This is a genomic window from Enterococcus sp. DIV0691 (assembly GCF_051711145.1).
GTDB lineage: Bacteria > Bacillota > Bacilli > Lactobacillales > Enterococcaceae > Enterococcus_B > Enterococcus_B hirae.
In genome coordinates this window covers 2255383-2270546 of sequence record NZ_JBIOLY010000001.1, presented here as the reverse complement: position 1 = coordinate 2270546, position 15164 = coordinate 2255383, and the positions used below count along the sequence as shown (strand labels likewise).

11 protein-coding genes and 1 other annotated feature (1 of these 12 running past the window's edge) are annotated in these 15164 nt (G+C 38.3%); of the genes, 9 read left to right on the top strand and 2 right to left on the bottom strand.

What is annotated here, in order from left to right; all coding sequences use genetic code 11:
* Positions 1-178: a binding site (T-box leader), on the top strand (it extends 63 nt beyond the left edge of the window).
* A gap of 47 nt (positions 179-225) precedes the next feature.
* The 5 genes from IGJ11_RS10445 to IGJ11_RS10425 all read left to right on the top strand — a co-directional run bounded on the left by IGJ11_RS10445 (position 226) and on the right by IGJ11_RS10425 (position 6157).
* Positions 226-2871, top strand: coding sequence for a valine--tRNA ligase (locus IGJ11_RS10445; protein ID WP_010718728.1), 2646 nt, complete (start codon positions 226-228; stop codon positions 2869-2871).
* A 212-nt stretch (positions 2872-3083) separates the two neighbouring features.
* On the top strand, positions 3084-4397 hold the full coding sequence (locus IGJ11_RS10440; protein WP_010738066.1) for a bifunctional folylpolyglutamate synthase/dihydrofolate synthase: 1314 nt from the start codon (positions 3084-3086) through the stop codon (positions 4395-4397).
* On the top strand, positions 4387-5043 hold the full coding sequence (locus IGJ11_RS10435) for an HAD family hydrolase (protein WP_010718726.1): 657 nt from the start codon (positions 4387-4389) through the stop codon (positions 5041-5043). Before IGJ11_RS10440 ends, IGJ11_RS10435 begins: the two co-directional genes overlap by 11 nt.
* Positions 5044-5100: 57 nt before the next feature.
* A complete protein-coding gene (radC, locus tag IGJ11_RS10430; protein ID WP_251850084.1) occupies positions 5101-5793 on the top strand; it encodes a RadC family protein in 693 nt (230 codons plus the stop codon).
* Positions 5794-5956: 163 nt separating this feature from the next.
* Entirely contained in the window at positions 5957-6157 is a 201-nt protein-coding gene (locus IGJ11_RS10425; protein WP_010718724.1) for a cold-shock protein, read from the top strand.
* Positions 6158-6322: 165 nt separating this feature from the next.
* Here IGJ11_RS10425 and rnjA read toward each other — a convergent pair whose 3' ends face one another.
* Positions 6323-8005, bottom strand: a complete 1683-nt coding sequence (gene rnjA, locus IGJ11_RS10420) for a ribonuclease J1 (RefSeq protein ID WP_010718723.1) — start codon at positions 8003-8005, stop codon at positions 6323-6325.
* Position 8006: 1 nt separating this feature from the next.
* The gene (locus tag IGJ11_RS10415) at positions 8007-8219 is read right to left on the bottom strand and encodes a DNA-directed RNA polymerase subunit epsilon (RefSeq protein WP_010718722.1); all 213 of its coding nucleotides are present in this window, start codon (positions 8217-8219) and stop codon (positions 8007-8009) included.
* 388 nt (positions 8220-8607) lie between these two features.
* Between IGJ11_RS10415 and efrA the strand changes: the two genes are divergently transcribed.
* The 4 genes from efrA to IGJ11_RS10395 all read left to right on the top strand — a co-directional run bounded on the left by efrA (position 8608) and on the right by IGJ11_RS10395 (position 15127).
* Positions 8608-10338 (top strand): multidrug efflux ABC transporter subunit EfrA, encoded by a 1731-nt coding sequence (gene efrA, locus IGJ11_RS10410; protein ID WP_010738063.1) that lies wholly within the window; start codon positions 8608-8610, stop codon positions 10336-10338.
* Entirely contained in the window at positions 10335-12101 is a 1767-nt protein-coding gene (efrB, locus tag IGJ11_RS10405; protein WP_010718720.1) for a multidrug efflux ABC transporter subunit EfrB, read from the top strand. Before efrA ends, efrB begins: the two co-directional genes overlap by 4 nt.
* A 642-nt stretch (positions 12102-12743) precedes the next feature.
* Entirely contained in the window at positions 12744-14216 is a 1473-nt protein-coding gene (locus IGJ11_RS10400; RefSeq protein ID WP_034698948.1) for a lectin-like domain-containing protein, read from the top strand.
* A 422-nt stretch (positions 14217-14638) separates the two neighbouring features.
* Positions 14639-15127: a gamma carbonic anhydrase family protein gene (locus IGJ11_RS10395; protein WP_010718718.1), complete on the top strand. Its 489-nt coding sequence runs from the start codon at positions 14639-14641 to the stop codon at positions 15125-15127.
* Positions 15128-15164: the final 37 nt, after the last annotated feature.

Genomic DNA, 15164 nt, shown 5'->3' with positions numbered 1-15164 from the left:
GACGTTCTTAGGAGAGACTAGTGAAGGTAGCTTGGGAGTTTTTATCTTGAACCCTTTATCGTGTACAGCAAACCGATAAAACCTAGAGATAAACGAGTCGTGATCGTTAACTCACATGAGAGGTAGTAGGAAACTGCTACAAATTAGGTGGTACCGCGTAAATCAATACGTCCTAAAATACGAAAGTATTTTAGGACTTTTTTTATTTTTAAGGAGGACATCAGTATGACGGAAGAAAAAAATCTATCAACAAAATACAATCCGCAAGAAGTTGAAGCTGGCCGTTATGAAAAATGGTTGGAACAAGATTTGTTCAAACCAAGTGGCGATCAGAAAGCAAAACCCTATTCAATCGTAATCCCCCCACCAAATGTTACAGGAAAACTTCACTTAGGACATGCCTGGGATACGACTTTACAAGACATGCTGATTCGTCAAAAACGGATGCAAGGCTTTGATACCTTGTGGTTACCTGGGATGGACCATGCAGGGATCGCTACACAGGCAAAAGTAGAAGAAAAGCTTCGTCAACAAGGAATTTCGCGTTATGACTTAGGACGTGAAAAATTTGTGGATCAAGTATGGGAATGGAAAGAAGAGTATGCAAGCCATATCCGTGAACAATGGGCAAAAATGGGCTTATCTCTCGATTATAGTCGTGAACGTTTTACACTAGACGATGGCTTGTCAGAAGCTGTTCGTAAAGTATTCGTGACACTTTATGAAAAAGGCTTGATTTACCGTGGTGAATACATCATTAACTGGGACCCACAAGCACGCACTGCTTTATCGGATATCGAAGTGATCCACAAAGAGATTGAAGGTGCTTTCTACCACATGAGCTATGAACTGGCTGATGGTTCGGGTGTAGTGGAAATTGCAACGACTCGTCCAGAAACTATGCTAGGTGACACAGCGATTGCTGTACACCCAGAAGACGAGCGTTATCAAGCGTTGATCGGCAAAAAAGTAATTTTACCATTAGTAAATAAAGAAATTCCGATTATTGCAGATACGTATGTTGATATGGAATTTGGAACAGGCGTAGTGAAAATTACACCTGCGCATGATCCAAATGACTTTGAGGTAGGTAACCGTCATGATCTGCCGCGTGTAAATGTGATGAACGAAAATGGAACGATGAATGACTTAGCTGGAAAATATGCAGGTATGGATCGTTTCGAAGCACGTAAAGCGATTGTCTCTGATTTGAAGGAAATCGGACGATTGATCAAAATTGAAAAAATGATCCATAATGTTGGGCATTCAGAACGTACGGGAGTAGTCATTGAACCACGCTTGTCCACACAATGGTTTGTTAAAATGGCTCCATTAGCTGAGAAAGCAATGAAAAATCAAGAGACTGATGATGCAGTTGAATTTTTCCCACCACGTTTTAATCAAACATTTTTACGTTGGATGGAAAATGTTCACGATTGGGTTATCTCTCGTCAATTGTGGTGGGGACACCAAATCCCGGCTTGGTACCATAAAGAAACGGGTGAAATGTATGTAGGGATGGAAGCTCCAGAAAATAGTGAAGAGTGGGTACAAGATCCAGATGTATTAGATACTTGGTTTAGTTCAGCATTATGGCCTTTTTCAACGATGGGATGGCCAGATGAAAATAGTGCTGATTATCAACGCTATTTCCCAACAAGCACATTAGTAACTGGCTACGACATTATCTTCTTCTGGGTTAGTCGAATGATTTTCCAAAGCTTAGAATTTACAGATCGTCGTCCGTTTGAAAATGTTTTGATTCATGGGTTGATTCGGGACGAACAAGGACGTAAGATGAGTAAATCTCTTGGAAACGGCATTGATCCAATGGAAGTGATTGAAAAATATGGCGCTGATGCCTTACGTTGGTTCTTATCAAACGGTTCAGCACCTGGTCAAGATGTCCGTTTCAGCTATGAAAAAATGGATGCAGCTTGGAATTTCATTAATAAAATTTGGAATGCTTCACGTTTTGTTATTATGAACAGTGAAGGCATGACAGTTGAAGATATTACGCTAACTGGCGAGAAAACTGTGGCAGACCGCTGGATCTTGACACGTCTAAATGAAACGATCGCTAAGGTTACTGAACTCTTTGATCATTTTGAATTTGGGGAAGCTGGGCGTCAGTTGTATAACTTTATTTGGGATGATTTTTGTGACTGGTATATCGAGATGAGTAAAGAAGTCTTGTATGGTGATGATGCTGTCTCAAAACAAACAACACAAAGTATTTTGGTGCATACGTTAGATCAAATTTTGCGTCTATTGCATCCAATTATGCCATTTGTTACTGAAGAAATTTGGCAACACATCCCACATCAAGGTACTTCTTTAGTAGTTGCTGATTATCCAGTGGTTCATCCGGAATTTAATGATGAAACAGCTTCAAAAGGGATGGAAGTACTCAAAGAACTAATTCGTTCCGTACGTAATATTCGTTCTGAAGTGAATACACCATTATCAAAACCAATTACATTAATGATTAAGATCAATGATCCGAAAATCGGTCAATTCTTAACAGAAAATACCAGCTATATCGAGCGTTTCTGTAATCCAGAAGAGCTAACGATCTCAAGTGAAATCGTTGCGCCTGATCTAGCAATGTCAGCTGTATTGACAGGGGCAGAAATTTTCTTACCATTAGCAGGTTTGATCAATATCGAAGAAGAAATCAAACGGTTAGAAAAAGAACTAGCGAAATGGACAGATGAAGTGAAACGAGTACAAGGAAAATTAGGCAATGAACGCTTTGTTGCCAATGCGCCAGCAGAAGTGGTTGAAGCAGAGCGGGCAAAAGAAAAAGATTATTTGGACAAACAAGCAGCAGTTACAGAAAGAATCCGCAGCTTAAGAACCATCCAGTAATCTGACATTCGAACAATCGTACAAATGCAAAAGAGAGCGGAAAGTGGTTGAAAAACATTTCCGCTCTTTTTTTAAGTAAAAAGCAAGACGTCAGCACAAATAAGTAGAATCAGAATGGGCTATTCAGTATTTCTTCTTTTACATATACTACGTCTTTTTCTGTGATTCCGCTTGCTTTTTGCTATAATAAATATGGAATGGGGGAAACGTTGATGAAAATAGAAGAAGCAATCGCATGGATCCATAGCCGCTTGCCATTTGGCTCTCGTCCGGGACTAGATCGAGTGGAGGCATTATTAGAGATAGTCGGGCATCCTGAAAAACAGGTAAAAACGATCCATATCGCAGGAACCAACGGAAAAGGTTCAACGGTTACGTATCTGAGATGTCTACTAGAAGAAGCAGGACTGACAGTGGGGACATTTACTTCGCCGTATATTGAATCTTTTAATGAACGAATCTCGATCAATGGACAAGAAATTCCAGATCAAGACTTAATCAAGCTTGTACAAAAATACCGACCACTTGTTGAACATTTGGATCGATTTGAAGCAGTTGCCGGAATCACTGAGTTTGAAACGCTGACAGCAATGGCATTTGATTATTTTTTGTGTCAAAAAGTCGACGTTGCTATTATTGAAGTTGGGTTAGGCGGTTTACTAGACTCAACAAATGTTGCCGTACCATTACTTACAGGAATCACCACGATTGGCTTGGATCATACGGATATTTTAGGAGAAACAATTGAAGAAATCGCTGCCCAAAAAGCAGGAATAATCAAGCAAGGGGTGCCTGTCGTTACGGGAAATATCGAAGAAAGAGCTTTAGAAGTAATCAAAAAACAGGCTAGACTAAGAAATGCCCCCCTTCATATTTTTGGCGAAAACTATCAAGTTACTTATCAACATCCAGCTGAGCAATGGGGAGAAGTATTTTCATTTCATAATGAGCATGGAAAAATGACCTCGCTTACGATTGGCATGATTGGACAACATCAGACAGAAAATGCTGGTATGGCAATTGAACTATACCAAGTTTACTGCAAGATGACAGGAATACCATTTAGTGAAAAAGAAATTCGCAAAGGGCTGAAAAAAGCGCACTGGCCTGGACGAATGGAAAAATTAAGTGAAGAACCTTTTGTTATTTTAGATGGCGCTCATAATACACATGCAGTCAGCCGTTTGGTTCAAAATTTGAAGAAAGAGTTCAAAGATTATCGGATCAATATTTTATTTTCTGCACTAAGTACAAAAGATGTAGAAGCAATGCTAACCCAATTAAAAGCAGTTCCTAATGCGCATTTGTATTTAACGACGTTTGAACACCCGAAAGCATTGGATTTAAGCACCGTGACTGATCTTGTAGACGAAACAGTTTCAATTGTTTCATTATGGCAATTTGGTTTAGCTGAAATATTAGAAAAAATGACCAATGAAGATGTCTTAGTGGTTACAGGTTCTCTTTACTTTATTTCTGAAGTACGAACACTATTGTTACAGTTAGGAGGAAAAAATGAATTATAAAGCTGTCATTTTTGACATGGATGGGTTACTCTTTGACACAGAAATCGTCTACTATGAAGCCTCGCAAATGGTTGCTGATCAAATGGGCTTTCCTTACGACAAAGAATTGTATTTGAAATATCTAGGTGTATCAGATGAAGAGGTTTGGGCAAATTATCATCAGATCTTTGCAAGTTTTGGGAAAAATAATGTCCAAAAATTCATTAATGATGCTTATGAAGAAACGATTAGACGGTTTTCCTTAGGTGCAGTGCAATTAAAACCAGGAGTAATCGAATTACTGGACTTTTTAGAAGAACACCGAATACCTAAAGTTGTTGCTTCTAGTAACCAACGTCATATTATTGAGCTATTATTGGAAAAGAACCAACTGACAAACTATTTTGAAACGATTGTTTCAGCAGAAAATGTCAAACGTGCTAAACCTGATCCAGAAATCTTTTTGCTTGCCCATGAATATCTAGGAACGAAAAAACAAGAAACATTGGTTCTGGAAGATTCTAAAAACGGGATACTTGCAGCAGCAAGTGCGGAGATCCCAGTGATTATGATTCCAGATTTGTTGGCTCCTTCAGAAGACTTGCAACAAAAAACGTTAGCAGTTTTATCTTCTCTACACGAAGTACCAGGATATCTAAAAAAATAAAAATAGCTCCCCCCTTTTTTCGTATCTTATTAGTGAGAAGAAGAAAGGGGGGATTTTATGGAAAAAAATTTGCTGGATGCTGTGTCAGCAACCTCACTTCCAAGGGAGCGGATGTTGCTTTACGGAGAGAAAGCACTCTCTGATCAAGAATTACTTGCTATTTTATTACGCACGGGACAGCATCCCTATAATGTCTTGGAACTAGCAGGTAATTTGTTGAAAACATTTGGTGGACTTGCACTGTTAAGACAGGCAACGCTGTCTGAGCTGGAAAAAATACGAGGAATTGGTCAGGTTAAGGCTCTTGAAATCAAAGCACTGATCGAACTAGGAAAAAGAATCCAAACACAGCATGTAGCGGTACAACCCACGATCCATGCCAGCTATGAATTAGCGCATCAATTAATCATAGAATTAAAGGATCACAAACAAGAACATTTGATTTGTATTTATTTGGATACTAAGAATCAAGTATTGTTGAAAAAAACGCTATTTATTGGTTCCCTGAATCAAACGATCGCACATCCAAGAGAAGTGTTCCATTATGCTGTTCGATATTCTGCAGCGAGAATTATTTTAGTTCATAATCATCCCTCGGGGAATGTTCTTCCATCTAAACAAGACTTGCTTTTTACTAAAAGAGTTCAAAAATGTGGGGAGATGATGGGAATCGATGTCTTAGATCATTTGATTATTGGATGCAAACAGTATTTTAGTCTGAGAGAGGAGGGATTGATGGAAGAGGAATAAATTGAATAAGTGGAAGTAGCTTTCTTGCAAAAAAAAAGAACCAAGTGTACAATTATATTGTAATTTTGTTTGGGAATAGAAGTTGAAACATCTGTTGCACCTCTATCGTACGCGAGCAATGTTACAATCAATTAAGTGCTTAGGCACGAGGAGGGTATTATTAATGGAAAACGGAACAGTTAAATGGTTCAACGCTGAAAAAGGATTTGGTTTTATTTCACGTGAAGACGGAAGCGATGTTTTTGTTCACTTTTCAGCTATCCAAGGTGACGGATTCAAAACTTTAGAAGAAGGTCAAGCAGTGACTTTTGATGTTGAAGAATCAGATCGTGGCCCACAAGCTGCTAATGTTGAAAAAGCTTAAGTAGAGCGAGTAAACTAAATAAGTGTTGTTCACCTATTTAAACATGTTAAGAGCGTAAGTGATTACGCTCTTTTTTGTTACAAAAAAACTTATAATGGACAACTGCGCCGAACTTTACCCATCTATGTAGGTAGTCGGCGCATGTAGCCATTATAAGTTTTTCATTTATTTTTCTTCATCAGGTGTCATCACCATTGGAAGGATCATTGGATGTCTTTCTGTTCGTTCAAATAAGAAAGGTTGTAAAGCGCCTGTCATGGCTTCTTTCAGTTTATGTTCAGAGCAATCAGGAGCATTTAACACTTCACGCAATGCATGGAAAAGGATGCGTTGCGCCTCATTGATCATCTCACCTGATTCACGCATATAAACAAAGCCACGTGATAAAATATCAGGTCCCGCTAAAATTTCTTTCTTTTTGATGTCGACAGTAGCAACTGCCAGAACTAGTCCTTCTTCAGATAACAAATGACGGTCTCTCAAAACAACATTTCCAATGTCACCGATCCCGCTACCGTCGATATAGACGTCACCGGCAATAAAATGTCCGGCTGGACGAGCGGTTTCGCTAGTCAAAGCCAACACATCTCCATTTTCCATAATAAAGCAATTTTCAGCAGGTACACCAGTATCTTGAGCAAGGGAAGCATGGATCTTCAACATTCTGAATTCTCCGTGGACTGGGACAAAGTATTTAGGCTTCATCAAACGAAGCATCAGCTTTTGTTCTTCTTGACCACCGTGTCCAGAAGTATGGATATTGTTGATTTTCCCATGAATGACTTCTGCACCAGCTTCAGATAATAAATTGATCAAATGGTTGACGCTGGTAGTATTCCCAGGAATTGGTGAGCTTGAGAAAATGACGGTATCATCTGGTTGAATCTGGATTTGGCGATGGGTACCATTAGCAATACGACTTAAAGCAGCCATCGGTTCACCTTGAGAACCAGTACATAAGATCATCGTTTCATTCGCAGGTAATCGATTGATTTCATGTGCATCAACGAAGGTTCCTTCTGGGACTTTGATATAGCCTAAACGTTGGCCGTTAACGATCGCATTTTCCATACTGCGTCCAAAAACAGCAATTTTTCTGCCGGTAGCAACCGCTGCATCTGCTGCTTGTTGTAGACGGAAAATGTTTGAAGCGAAGCTGGCAAAAATGATCCGACCTTCGATTTTCTCAAAAATCTTTAGGATCGAAAGACCAATCGTTTTTTCTGATTTTGTAAATGTTGGGATCTCAGCATTTGTACTGTCTGATAGCAAGCAGAGTACGCCTTCTTCACCGATCCGTGCCATTTTGTGCAGGTTAGCAGGTTCACCGACTGGGGTGAAATCAAATTTAAAGTCACCTGTTGCAACGATATTACCAGAAGGTGTTTTTACAACGACACCCAACGCATCAGGGATACTATGGGTTGTTCTAAAAAAGCTGACCGATGTTTTTCTGAAACGAATCACGGTATCTTCATTGATTTCATGCAATTGTGCATCTCTAAGCAAGCCATGTTCATCCAACTTATTGGTAATCAGTGCAAGCGCTAATGGCCCAGCATAAATAGGGATATTCGCTTGTTTCAACAAATAAGGAATGCCGCCGATATGGTCTTCGTGTCCATGCGTGATCACCAGTGCTTTCACTTTGTGTATATTTTGAACGATATAGTTGTAGTCAGGAATTACGTAGTCAATCCCAAGCAGATCATCTTCTGGAAACTTGATTCCAGCATCAATGATGATAATCTCATCTTGGAATTGTACCCCATACGTGTTTTTCCCGATTTCACCTAATCCACCAATAGCAAAGACGCCTGTCTCATTATTTTTGATGGAAAGTTTCATTTTAAAACTCCACTAATGTGAATTCAGCATTTTCTTTTTCGTATTCTAGATGACTGCCTTCTAGAAGTTGAACGAATTCAATGTTGTATGGGGTATTTTCTTCCACTTGTTGACGTGCGTCAACATCACTATTTGCTTCAATGTAAAGTGATTTTGTTTCTTCCCGTTTAGGATTACGGATTTTTGATTCTTGATAATATACTTTGTAAATCATGTTTATGTCTCCTTTATCTGCATGTCGCAGTAATTTAGCTAGTTGATTTTTTTAGACAACACAAAACGAGGGGTCAAGCCACCTGTTTTTTGATATGCTTTGATTAAAATGAGCGATTCTAATCAAAGAGACAAGCCTCGTTTTGCTTCTCTGTTCGGAAATTTTTTCAACCGTACCTTCTGTATGAATTCATACAATAGTTAATTGCTATTTTAGCATAAAAAAGTGGATAAGTATAGAAATCAACAAGGTGGAAAGGAAAAATGTTTTTTATCATTTAAATGTAATAAAAAAAATTTTTGATGAGAGAGGTGTTCTATATACTATAGGAGTGTGCTATTATTTTTATTAATAGCTAAATTTATTCTAATTAAAAGGAGATGAGAGTTTGAAGTTGATGTGGCACTATACCATGCGCTATAAGAAATATTTGTTATTAAATTTCATCTGCGTATTTGGTTTTATTTTAATTGAGTTAGGCTTACCAACGATTTTAGCTCGTATGATTGATGTCGGGATTCGTAACAACGATTTTGGTTATGTAAAACAACAAGGGATCTTGATGGTCGTGATTACTGTGGTTGGGATCATTATGAATATTCTATTAGGCTATTTTGGTTCACGGATCACGACGAACATCGTTGCGGATATTCGTGACGATCTATTCAAGAAAATCCAGAGTTATTCTCACCAAGAATATGAAACATTAGGGGTTGCTTCGTTGATCACGCGTACGACGAACGACGCTTATCAAATTATGCTGTTCTTACAAAATATCTTACGGATCGGATTTATGACACCGATGATGTTTGTTGTCAGTCTTTATATGGTTATGCGGACCAGTGTTTCATTGAGTTATTATGTGATCGGAGCGCTACCGTTTTTACTACTTTCAGTGGTTGCGATTGCGAAATTTTCTGAACCGTTATCAAAAAAACAACAGAAAAATTTGGATAAGATCAATAGTATTTTACGTGAAAATCTTTCAGGATTACGTGTTATCCGGGCATTCGTTAATGAAAAATTTGAAGAAAAACGATTTGCGAAAGTTAATGATAACTATACAAAAAGCTCGAAAAGCTTGTTTCGTTTAATGGCTGTTGCACAGCCTGGATTCTACTTCCTGTTTAACATTGTAATGGTCTTGATTATTTGGAGCGGAGCGGTTCAAATCGATGCTGGTTCTCTTCAAGTGGGGGATCTGATTGCGTTTATTGAATATATTTTCCATGCATTATTCTCCTTCATGCTGTTTGCAAGTGTCTTTATGATGTATCCACGGGCAGCTGTTTCAGCAGGGCGTATCCAAGAAGCATTAGATGCCTCACCGTCGATCAAAGAAGATCCAAATGGTGTATCTGAAACAAAAACCAAAGGATATATTGAGTTTAAGAATGTGACATTTGCTTACCCTGGACATTCACAAGAACCCGTGATCCGTAATGTGAGTTTTACTGCTTCGCCAGGAGAGACAGTCGCATTCATCGGTAGTACAGGTAGCGGGAAGTCAACGTTGATTCAATTGATTCCTCGATTTTACGATGTAAGTGATGGGGAAATCCTTATTGATGGCGTAGATGTCAGGGACTATCGCTTGAGTAAATTAAGAGATAAAATTGGCTTTATTCCTCAAAAAGCATTGTTATTTACTGGGACGATCGCAGATAATTTAAGATATGGAAAAGAAGATGCTACGCAAGAGGAGATGGAGCGAGCAGCTGAAATCGCACAAGCAACGGACTTCATTTCGAAGAAAACGGATGGGTATGATGAACTTCTTTCCGAAGGTGGAGCTAATTTCTCTGGAGGACAAAAGCAGCGTTTAGCGATTGCCAGAGCTATTATTCGACGTCCGGAAATCTATATTTTTGATGACAGCTTCTCGGCACTTGATTATCAAACGGATGCAAAACTTCGGGCTCGCTTGAAAAAAGAAACGACCGAATCAACGGTGTTAATCGTGGCGCAGCGAGTGGGTACGATCATGCATGCTGATAAAATCATCGTCTTGAATGAGGGAGAAGTCGTAGGTATCGGGACACACCGTGAATTATTAGAAAACTGTCCAATCTATTATGATATCGCAGCTTCGCAATTATCGAAGGAGGAATTAGCATGAAACAAACATTATCTTCCTTAAAACGATTAGCTCGATACATCAAACCTTATCAGTTAACATTTTTCTTTGTGCTGTTGTTTACTGTTTTGACGGTGATTTTCAACGTTGCTTTACCCTACGTTGTCGGATTGCCAACTACTGAGATCAGTCACAATATTGCAAACAACGAAGCGATTAATTTTTCTTATATTTTCAATTGTTTGATTTGGATCACGATCGTGGGCGTTGGTTATTGTGTTTCGCAATTACTTTCAGGTGTTTTGATGACGAATGTCGTGCAAAGTGCAATGCAAGATTTGCGAAGAGATATTGAAGAAAAAATCAATCGATTGCCTGTTTCTTATTTTGATAAAAATCAACAAGGAAATATCTTATCTCGGGTGACGAATGACGTAGACGCAGTCAGTGGAGCGTTACAGCAAGCGTTTATCGGTGTGGTGAATGCTATTTTAGGGATCACACTGGCAGCAGCGATGATGTTTTATATCCAGCCATTGATGGCGTTGATCTCGATGATCATGATTCCTGCATCTATCTGGATTTCAAAACGTGTGATCAATGCTTCGCAAAAATATTTCCAAGAAATGCAAAATTCGTTAGGGGATTTAAATGGTTATGTCCAAGAAAATATGACTGGTTTTAGTGTGTTAAAAGTTTATGGACGTGAGCAAAAAACGTTTGAAGGATTCAAACAAGTCAATCATCGATTGAAACATTATGGATTTAGAGCAGCCTTTATATCTGGATTGATGATGCCCTTAGTTCAGTTGACCGCATATGCTACTTATATCGGTATGGCTGTATTGGGAAGTTTTTACGTCATTACGGGTGTCATCGTTGTGGGGCAATTACAAGCATTTATCCAATATATTTGGCAAATCAGCCAGCCAATGGGGAATATCACACAGTTATCTTCTGTATTACAAAGCGCTTCTGCGGCTACCAGACGTGTCTTTGAGATTTTAGATGAACCAGAAGAAAAAGAAAATAAAGTGGATGTCACTTTACCAGAAACAGTAGCAGGAAATGTTTCATTTGAACATGTTGATTTTGCTTATGACCCTAAAAAACCGTTGATTCAAGATTTGAACTTTGAAGTAAAAGCTGGTCAAACAGTTGCGGTAGTCGGACCAACCGGTGCAGGGAAAACCACTCTGATTAATTTATTGATGCGTTTTTATGATGTGAGTCATGGGGCAATAAAAATCGATGGTATTGATACTAAAACGATGAGTCGTAGTGATGTCCGCTCATTATTTGGGATGGTTCTTCAAGATGCTTGGCTCTATGAAGGGACAATCGCTGATAATATTCGTTTTGGTAAATTAGATGCGACGGATTATGAAGTCGTTGATGCAGCAAAAACAGCTAACGTTGATCATTTTATTCGGACAATGCCTGATGGGTACGAAATGGAAATCAACGCTGAAGGTGACAATGTTTCGTTAGGGCAAAAGCAATTATTGACTATTGCCAGAGCCGTTGTTTCTGATCCTAAAATCTTGATACTTGATGAAGCTACTAGTTCTGTCGATACTCGTTTAGAAGCATTGATCCAAAAAGCAATGGATCGTGTAATGGAAGGACGAACAAGTTTTGTTATTGCTCATCGCCTTTCAACAATTCGTGATGCGGATTTGATCTTAGTGATGGATCAAGGACAAATTATCGAAAAAGGAACGCATGAAGGGCTGTTAGCTCAAGGCGGATTTTATGAAAAACTGTACAATAGCCAATTTGCTGAAGATGTTGCTGATGCTTGATACCGATTAAACCAAGAGGTTGTGAAAAGAGCGTTTTGACCTGAGCGTTAAGGATGAAAATCTCGAAACAGCTCTCCATGTTTTGAGATTTTTTGACTTATCGCCGAAGGTCAGCTCTTTGAACACCGTTTAAACCAAGAGGTCGTGAAAGAAGCGAACAGCTCCGAGCAAATAAGAAAGAATTTTAGAATAGAGAGACTGAGGAAAAACTTTCCTCAGTCTCTTTTAGTATCTCTAAAAATCGAATAGACAGTGAGATAAAAGTAGCATCAAGAAATAAGAAGCACCAAGTAGGTAACGATCAACAGCAAAAAACGAGTGTTTATGATTCTTGTTAATTTTCAGAAATCCCTTCTTATTTATTAAAGCTAAACATTTTTGTCTCACCTCTTTTTTTATTTGTTGGACTACTATACAAAATAAAAATAATAGGATCTGAGCGTTACGATAATTTTGTAGTAGAAAAAAGATCAAGGGAGGCGAAATAGCATTCAAAAATGCTTCTACTACTGGATGCTTGCTAGTAAATGAATTTTACGCGTAATTGTTTACTAAAAGAATGAAAAGAGATGGTGAAATGCAGATAAAACGGAAAAGGATAGTGTATAAAAAATAACTATATGAATGGGAGTGTTATTTATTATGAACAAAAAGACCTTTTATAAAAAAGTATGTGCAGGAACTATTGGATTAATTGGGGTAAGTGTTGTTGGATTGTCAGTAAATGCAGAAACTAGTAATGTTTTAGTCAATAAAAATATTGCTATCTCCCAAAATGTGGATCAAAATAATTTTGATTTGAAAGACATCGTCGCATTTAATGGAAGTGCCGTCCAACTTGATTCCCATACAGCTCGTCTTACTCAATCGAAACAATTTCAAAAAGGAACAATATCTGGAATCGTCTCCCTTGATATGAACTATGATTTCTTGTTGGATATGGATGTCAATTTAGGTGATAATGTAAATGGTGCTGATGGGGTAGGTGTGGCTTTCCACCAAGGAGCAATTGGCGACATTGGAGCTAATGGTGGTGGTCTAGGTATCAGAGGCCTGAAAAAGGGAATTGGATTTGAATTGGATACCTATTCTAAAGCGCCAGATAGAGATGATGCGGATACTTCTTTCAACCATGCTCAAATGGTTGGTGCTCATGGAGGCTTTGTTTCAACAGATGCCAACAGCGGATTTTTAACCGCTTTAGCTCCTATGCAACAAATTAAATTCACGCCAAATACTTTTAAAAAATTAACGTTAAAATGGAATAGCAAGCAACAACTTATTACTGCAGATTATGATGGGCAACATTGGGAATTGAAAAATCCAAACATCGATAAATCAAAGAAATATACTTTTACGATTGGAGCTGCAACAGGAGAACACTTCAATACGCATACTGTCAGAATCAATCAATTTGCAGCTGTTTTTGAAAAACCAGAGTTACATGCAAATGATATTGAAATTTTGCACGATGAGTTATTTGATCCATATGACAAACGAATCAATCTAAGTGCTTATGATCGTGTTGACGGAGACATCACAGACAAAATCAAAGTGGTAGAAAACAACGTTGATTCCTCTATTCCTGGAAAATACCAAGTCACTTATGAAGTGAAAAATAGTGTAAATGAAGTGGCTAGAAAAACGATTAATGTAACGGTGAAAATCAATGATACTTGGCCTGACGGACAAACTGCTGGATGGAAAATGTTCTCAGGAGATGACATTGAACTAGTGAAAGACCCTGTGAATGCTTTAGTTGGTGACTATACTTTCTTTGCTGATCAGCATGCTAGTGTATATAAAATCTTTAACGGTAGTGAAGCTTTAGAAGAAAATGCAACTTATCGAGTAACCGTTTATGTGAAACCAGTGGTCGATATGTTGAGTGACCATTATGTAAAAGTGGCATTGAAGGAAGATACTTCGTCTAAAGATAGTCGTGAACTCCTTAACACCACATTGATGAGAGATGGGGTTTTAGAAGAAAAAGGATACTATCGACTTACAACTACTTTTAAAGTAAATAAAGGAGAAACAAGCCCACTAATCAATGTGGAAAACTATAAAGCTGGCTATATCGGCTCAATCAATATTTCTAAAGTAAATGGATAAAATTTAGCTACCAGTTTAGATAGCATATAGATAAAAGGAAAGAGCTTGGAACACGAAAGATTGTTCTGAGCTCTTTAGTTGTGTAAAAACGAGAGGTTGAGACAAAAGTGTTCAGCATCAAGAAATAAGAAGGAATTTCCGAAAATTGACAAGAAACACAAAAACTAGTTTTTGATGTTGATTGTTACCTACTTGGTGCTTCTCAAATTTTTGGTAAATTTCGGCTTATTTCAAGGAGCTGATGTTTGAACACGTTTATTCGTTTTTAGAGATACTAGAAGAGACTGAGACAACTTTTGTCTCAGTCCCTAGAGAGTAGGCGTGCTTGAAGGGACTATGAAATAATAGCTGCCAGTCTTTTTGAAGGAGAAATCCATCTTCTGCTATAATTGGAAATAAGCCAAAAAAGGAGATGTGTAAAAATGAGTCAAAAATTTATTGCACCGAATGCAACTGTTGTTGGCGATGTAGAGCTCGCAGAATCGGTCACAGTTTGGTATCAAGCGGTGATTCGTGGGGATAGCAATACGGTTAAAGTTGGAGCAAGAACGAATATTCAAGATGGTACTGTTATTCATGTGGACCATGATGCACCAGTTGAAATTGCTGAAAATGTAACGGTAGGACATCAATGTATGCTTCATGGTTGCACCATCGAAAAGGGCGCGTTGATTGGTATGGGATCAACTATTTTGAACCATGCAGTGATCGGTGAAAATAGTTTGATTGGTGCTGGTTCTTTAGTGACCGAAGGCAAGGTCATTCCGCCCAACGTATTAGCGTTTGGTCGGCCAGCTAAAGTCATTCGTCCTTTAACGGAAGAAGAGATTGAAAAGAATCGCCAAAATATTCAACATTACGTTGAACTTGGAGAACAATATAACGAAGGAAAGTTTAAAGAACAGCATTGAAAAACCGAGCTTTCGTTCCAACTGAAAAAAGGACGAT

Excerpts from the sequence above, each read along its gene's own strand:
- IGJ11_RS10445 (WP_010718728.1), top strand. The coding sequence starts at position 226 with ATGACGGAAGAAAAAAATCTATCAACAAAATACAATCCGCAAGAAGTT.
- IGJ11_RS10440 (WP_010738066.1), top strand. The coding sequence starts at position 3,084 with ATGAAAATAGAAGAAGCAATCGCATGGATCCATAGCCGCTTGCCATTT.
- IGJ11_RS10435 (WP_010718726.1), top strand. The coding sequence starts at position 4,387 with ATGAATTATAAAGCTGTCATTTTTGACATGGATGGGTTACTCTTTGAC.
- radC (WP_251850084.1), top strand. The coding sequence starts at position 5,101 with ATGGAAAAAAATTTGCTGGATGCTGTGTCAGCAACCTCACTTCCAAGG.
- IGJ11_RS10425 (WP_010718724.1), top strand. The coding sequence starts at position 5,957 with ATGGAAAACGGAACAGTTAAATGGTTCAACGCTGAAAAAGGATTTGGT.
- rnjA (WP_010718723.1), bottom strand. The coding sequence starts at position 8,005 with ATGAAACTTTCCATCAAAAATAATGAGACAGGCGTCTTTGCTATTGGT.
- IGJ11_RS10415 (WP_010718722.1), bottom strand. The coding sequence starts at position 8,219 with ATGATTTACAAAGTATATTATCAAGAATCAAAAATCCGTAATCCTAAA.
- efrB (WP_010718720.1), top strand. The coding sequence starts at position 10,335 with ATGAAACAAACATTATCTTCCTTAAAACGATTAGCTCGATACATCAAA.
- IGJ11_RS10400 (WP_034698948.1), top strand. The coding sequence starts at position 12,744 with ATGAACAAAAAGACCTTTTATAAAAAAGTATGTGCAGGAACTATTGGA.
- IGJ11_RS10395 (WP_010718718.1), top strand. The coding sequence starts at position 14,639 with ATGAGTCAAAAATTTATTGCACCGAATGCAACTGTTGTTGGCGATGTA.